The sequence below is a fragment of the Streptosporangium sp. LJ11 genome (assembly GCF_051918945.1).
In the GTDB taxonomy this organism is placed as follows: domain Bacteria; phylum Actinomycetota; class Actinomycetes; order Streptosporangiales; family Streptosporangiaceae; genus Streptosporangium.
The window spans coordinates 1-4,651 of sequence record NZ_JBPXMB010000071.1; the positions used below are offsets into that span (position 1 = coordinate 1).

Consider the following 4,651-nt stretch of genomic DNA (forward strand, 5'->3'; position numbering starts at 1 on the left):
CCGGCCTGGCCCTGGGCGGCGCCGGTACCACCTGGGGCATCGGCGCCTGGTGGGCCACCACCTCCCTGGTGCGCCGCCACCCCGTCCTCCGCTGACCACCCCCACCCACAGCACAGGATCCACAGACAGCGCAGGGCCCGCCCCCATGGGGGCGGGCCTTTCCCGTGCGCACGGGTTTCGTGCGTACGGGCCGGGGTGCGGCCGCGCGGTCGCCGCGAGGTCGGAGTCGACCCGGATGTCCTGCGGAACCCGGCTGGAGTGATCTGTCTCACGTGCTGTCACAACGATCAATCACGCGGTGTCTTGTGGTCGTACCTCTGGAGACGAAGGAGACACACCATGACCGAGAACACCGACGTGGTCGTGATCGGCGGCGGATACGCCGGCGTCATGGCGGCCAATCGCCTGACCCGGCGCGACGACGTGACGGTGACCCTGATCAACCCGCGCCCGGCCTTCGTCGACCGGATCCGCCTGCACCAGCTGGTGGGCGGGTCCCACGAGGCGGTCGTCGACTACGCGGACGTCCTGGCCGAGGGCGTCCGGCTGGTCGTCGACACCGTGACACGGATCCACGCCTCCGAGCGCGGCGTGACATTGGCGACCGGCGCCACGGTCGGCTACGACTACCTGATCTACGCGGTGGGCAGTGGCAGCGCCGATCCGCGCGTGCCCGGAGCGGCCGAGTTCGCCTACCCGATCGCCACCCTGGAGGAGGCGCAGCGGCTGCGGCCCGTCGTCGACGCCGCTCCCGCCACGGCCGTGGTGACGGTGGTCGGAGCCGGTCCGACCGGCATCGAGGCCGCCGCCGAGCTGGCGGAGGCCGGCCGCAGCGTGACCCTGGTGTGCGGCGAGGTGCTCGGCCCGTACCTGCACCCGCGGGGCCGGCGCTCGGTCGCCAGGCGGCTGGCCGAACTCGGGGTGAGCGTGCTCGACGGCCCCGGCGCGACGGTGACGGCCGTGACCCGCGACGCCGTGCGGCTCAGCGACGGCCGCGAGCTGCCGAGCACGGTGACCATCTGGACCGCCGGCTTCGGCGTGCCGGATCTGGCCGGCCGCAGCGGGCTGAGCACCGACGCCCTGGGCCGTCTGCGCACGGACGAGACGTTGACCAGTGTGGACGACGTGTGCATCGTCGCGGCCGGGGATTCGGCGGCACCGTCGGATCTGCCGTTCCGGATGAGCTGCCAGGCCGCGGTCCAGCTGGGCCCGCACGCCGCCGACACGGTGCTCAGCCGGATCGCGGGCGAGGACCCCGCGCCCCTCGCCCTGGCGTTCGTCGCCCAGTGCATCAGCCTGGGGCGCCGGGCCGGCATCTTCCAGCTCACCCACAGGAACGACGTCGCGATGCGGTTCCACATCGGGGGCCGCCCTGGCGCGAGGATCAAGGAGTCCATTTGCAAGAGCATTGTCTGGCAGCTGGCCCACCAGGCGCGCAAGCCCGGTTCGCTCGACTTCCCGGCCTGGGCCAAGGATGGCAGGCGCCGGCAGGTGCTGCGGGCCAGGCGCGGTGAGACGCTGGCCACCCGCTGAACGGGCGGCCCGGCGAGCGTCTCCGGCGACCAGGGGCGGCCACGAAGGAGAGAGCGCGAGAAATGAGTGACCACACCGTCAACGCGGCGACCGAGGTGTTCGTCGCCCACCGCAACCTGCTCTTCACCGTCGCCTACGAGATGCTCGGCTCGGCCGCCGACGCCGAGGACGTCCTGCAGGAGACCTGGCTGCGGTGGATGAAGGTCGACCTGGGGCAGGTACGCGACCGGCGCGCCTACCTGGTCCGGATCACGACTCGGCAGTCGCTCAACCGGCTGCGCGCCATGAGACGCCGCAAGGAGACCTACGTCGGCTCCTGGCTGCCCGAGCCGCTGCTCACCGCGCCGGACGTGGCCTTCGACGCCGAGCTCGCCGAGAGCGTGTCGATGGCGCTCATGCTCGTCCTGGAGACCTTGTCGCCGACCGAACGCGCCGTCTTCGTGCTGCGCGAGGCCTTCGACGTCGGCTACGACGAGATCGCGGCCGCCGTCGGCAAGAGTCCCGCGGCCGTCCGCCAGATCGCGCTCCGCGCCCGCCGGCACGTCGATGCCCGCCGCCCTCGCGAGGCGGTCTCCCCGAGTACGACCCGGGCGGCTCTGGAGTCGTTCCGGCGCGCGGTCGAGACCAGAAACCTGCAAGGCCTCCTCGACGTGCTCGCCCCCGAGGTCGTCCTCATCGCCGACGGCGGCGGCCTCAAGCAGGCCGCGCCGCGGCCGATCACCGGCGCCGACAAGGTGGCCCGCTTCATCGCCGGCGGCCTCGGCAAGGCCGAGGTCGCGCCCACCGGCGAGTCCACCGTGGTCAACGGCAGCCCGGCACTCCTCGTCCACGTGAACGGCGAGCTCGACGGCGTCATGGCGATCAGTGTCCAGGACGCCCGCATCACCGGCCTCTACTACATCCGCAACCCGGAAAAACTGACCCGCATCGACTCGGAGATTCCACTCACCCTGCGGTGAAACCGGCGGCGGAACAGCCGCCTGGGCTGTCCGGGGGAGGGGACGGTCCCGGCCGATCGGGCCGCGTACCCGTGACCGAAGTGGATCGCGGGCGCGCCGTCCCCGGGGCCGGTCACGCTAGCGGGGGGTGAACACGCAGAACTCGTTGCCATCGGGGTCGGCCATCACCACCTGGCCGGCCTCGCGCCGGCCGATGTCGATTCGCGTCGCTCCGAGGGAGACGAGACGGTCGACCTCCGCCTGCTGATCACCGTGCGCGGGCGGAGCGAGGTCGAAGTGCAGTCTGTTCTTCCCGGTCTTCGGCGCCACCGGCGGACCGCCCCAGGTGATCTTCGGACCGCCGTGCGGCGAGCGGATCGCGGTCTCCTGGTCCTGGTCCCAGACCAGCGGCCAGCCCAGCGCCTCGCTCCAGAAGTATCCGACCTCCTGCGAACCGTCGCACGCGAGCGCCCCGACGAATCCGCAGTCGGCGAGGAATTTGTTGTCCGGCCCGATGACGCAGAACTCGTTGCCCTCGGGGTCGGCGAGCACGACGTGATCCTCCTCCGGGCGTTGCCCGACGTCGATGTGCCGCGCGCCGAGTTCGAGTGCCCTGGCCACCGTCTGTCGCTGGTCCTCCAGGGACGTGCTCGTCAGGTCGAAGTGCATCTGGTTCGGGCCGGTCTTCTTCTCCCGGCTCGGAAGGCATCGGATCCGGAACCCGGTGTCGTCGCTCGGCAGGAGCGTGATGCCGTCGTGGGGGTCGTCGGCCGTCTCCCAGCCCAGGACTCCGGCCCAGAAGCGCGCGAGACGGAGCGGGTCGTTCGCGTCGAAGCAGAGCGCGACGAGTTGAGCGGTCATCCCGGATCTCCCAGCTGTTGGCTCGCAGGCGCAGGCGGGGCACGTCCTCCTGCGCATGACGGAGGCCAACGCTAGTCCGCTCGAGGACCAGGACGCCAACGCATTTAGGTCAGAAGGTGACGCTTCCGGCGCATGATCCGCGATCAGGACGGTGGACGCCCGGCTCGGGCGTCTTCGACGCGGATCCCGGACGGCAGATCGCACCGCTCGGCCACCAGCATCCGTGCGGCCGGATCCGGTGAGGCGGTCAGGGCTTCGATCTCGGTGTCCGAGGCGGTGGCGATCCGCGGCGGCAGGGCGAGCGCGGCGAGCGGTTGCGCCGCGGGATCGACGTCGTCGGCCCGCAACACCTGGCGCGCCAGCTCGACGAGCCGCGCGCCCGCGTCGCTCAGCACGATGCCGCGGCCGACCCGGTGGAACAGGGGCACACCGGGTTCCCGCTCGAACGTCACGATCGCCTGTGACGGCGACGGCTGCGCGATGTGGAGCTGCTGGGCCACCCGGCCGAAGTTCATGTGCTCGACGACGGCGAGAAAATACGACAGCTGACGCGCGTCCACCCGGCTTCCTCGAAACGATGGGCGCAGCCTACTGATGAGGGAGCCGGTCCACGATCCGGCTCGTGGCGGCGTGCGGTTCGGGGCGGGCGTTCACGACAGGGCGGATCACGCCGCGCACGGCATCCGGGACGAACGGCGGATCGCGCGGGGTGAGGTGCGCGCCCCCGCTGCTCCGGGAGGTGAATCATGAGCTTTCGCGCGTGGTTCACCTTTCGACCGTCGCCGATACATGTCGGCGTCATTTGCCACGAAGATCTTGATCAAGTGTCGGTTCCGTGGTGCCGTGACAGCGCGAGGCATGCTCACGTCGGTGCGGACGACGCCGCCGGTGCGAGCACCACGCCGCGCGCCGTCAGGTCATGAAGCCAGTCCTTCGAGAAAGCGGAAGAATGCGAAAGCTGTCGTCATTCACGTCCATCGCGAGGGCATCGAAGCCGGCGACCGGGTCGCGGAGGAGGGCGTCCTTTCCCGCGTCCTCGCCCGCGTCCTTGCCCGCGTTCTTCACGCGCGGGCGTTCCCGGCTCGGGATCGTGCTCGGCGCCACCGCCCTGGGGGTCGTGATCCCCACGTCGGCGGCCTACGCCGACCCGCCGCACAACCTGCCCTAGTAGGCCGGAGGGTACGAGGCCTCGTTCTCTCCGGCCTACGACTACGACGGCGACGGCTGCTACGCCACCCCCGCCATCGGGCCGGACGGGACCCTCGCTGCGGGGCTGAACCCGACCGGCGCGGTCAACGGCAACTGCCGTGACCAGTCGG

General features: G+C 71.3%; 5 protein-coding genes and 1 pseudogene. 3 read left to right on the forward strand and 3 right to left on the reverse strand.

From position 1 onward, the window contains the following. Positions 1-339 precede the first annotated feature (339 nt). Together ACTOQ3_RS43305 and ACTOQ3_RS43310 are read left to right on the forward strand one after the other, a co-directional pair. A complete protein-coding gene (locus ACTOQ3_RS43305) occupies positions 340-1,533 on the forward strand; it encodes an NAD(P)/FAD-dependent oxidoreductase (RefSeq protein WP_440089885.1) in 1,194 nt (397 codons plus the stop codon). Between the two features lie 62 nt (positions 1,534-1,595). Further along, on the forward strand, positions 1,596-2,492 hold the full coding sequence (locus tag ACTOQ3_RS43310; RefSeq protein WP_440089886.1) for an RNA polymerase sigma-70 factor: 897 nt from the start codon (positions 1,596-1,598) through the stop codon (positions 2,490-2,492). A gap of 117 nt (positions 2,493-2,609) precedes the next feature. Here the strand turns inward: ACTOQ3_RS43310 and ACTOQ3_RS43315 are convergent, their stop codons facing one another. The 3 genes from ACTOQ3_RS43315 to ACTOQ3_RS43325 all read right to left on the reverse strand — a co-directional run bounded on the left by ACTOQ3_RS43315 (position 2,610) and on the right by ACTOQ3_RS43325 (position 4,460). After that, entirely contained in the window at positions 2,610-3,332 is a 723-nt protein-coding gene (locus tag ACTOQ3_RS43315) for a VOC family protein (protein WP_440089887.1), read from the reverse strand. Positions 3,333-3,475: 143 nt separating this feature from the next. Then, a complete protein-coding gene (locus ACTOQ3_RS43320; protein ID WP_440089888.1) occupies positions 3,476-3,892 on the reverse strand; it encodes a LysR family transcriptional regulator in 417 nt (138 codons plus the stop codon). 352 nt (positions 3,893-4,244) lie between these two features. Continuing rightward, entirely contained in the window at positions 4,245-4,460 is a 216-nt protein-coding gene (locus ACTOQ3_RS43325) for a hypothetical protein (RefSeq protein ID WP_440089889.1), read from the reverse strand. 67 nt (positions 4,461-4,527) lie between these two features. Here ACTOQ3_RS43325 and ACTOQ3_RS43330 point away from each other — a divergent pair. Beyond that, positions 4,528-4,651, forward strand: a pseudogene (locus ACTOQ3_RS43330) (NPP1 family protein); the annotation flags it as partial.

Excerpts from the sequence above, each read along its gene's own strand:
- ACTOQ3_RS43305 (WP_440089885.1), top strand. The coding sequence starts at position 340 with ATGACCGAGAACACCGACGTGGTCGTGATCGGCGGCGGATACGCCGGC.
- ACTOQ3_RS43310 (WP_440089886.1), top strand. The coding sequence starts at position 1,596 with ATGAGTGACCACACCGTCAACGCGGCGACCGAGGTGTTCGTCGCCCAC.
- ACTOQ3_RS43315 (WP_440089887.1), bottom strand. The coding sequence starts at position 3,332 with ATGACCGCTCAACTCGTCGCGCTCTGCTTCGACGCGAACGACCCGCTC.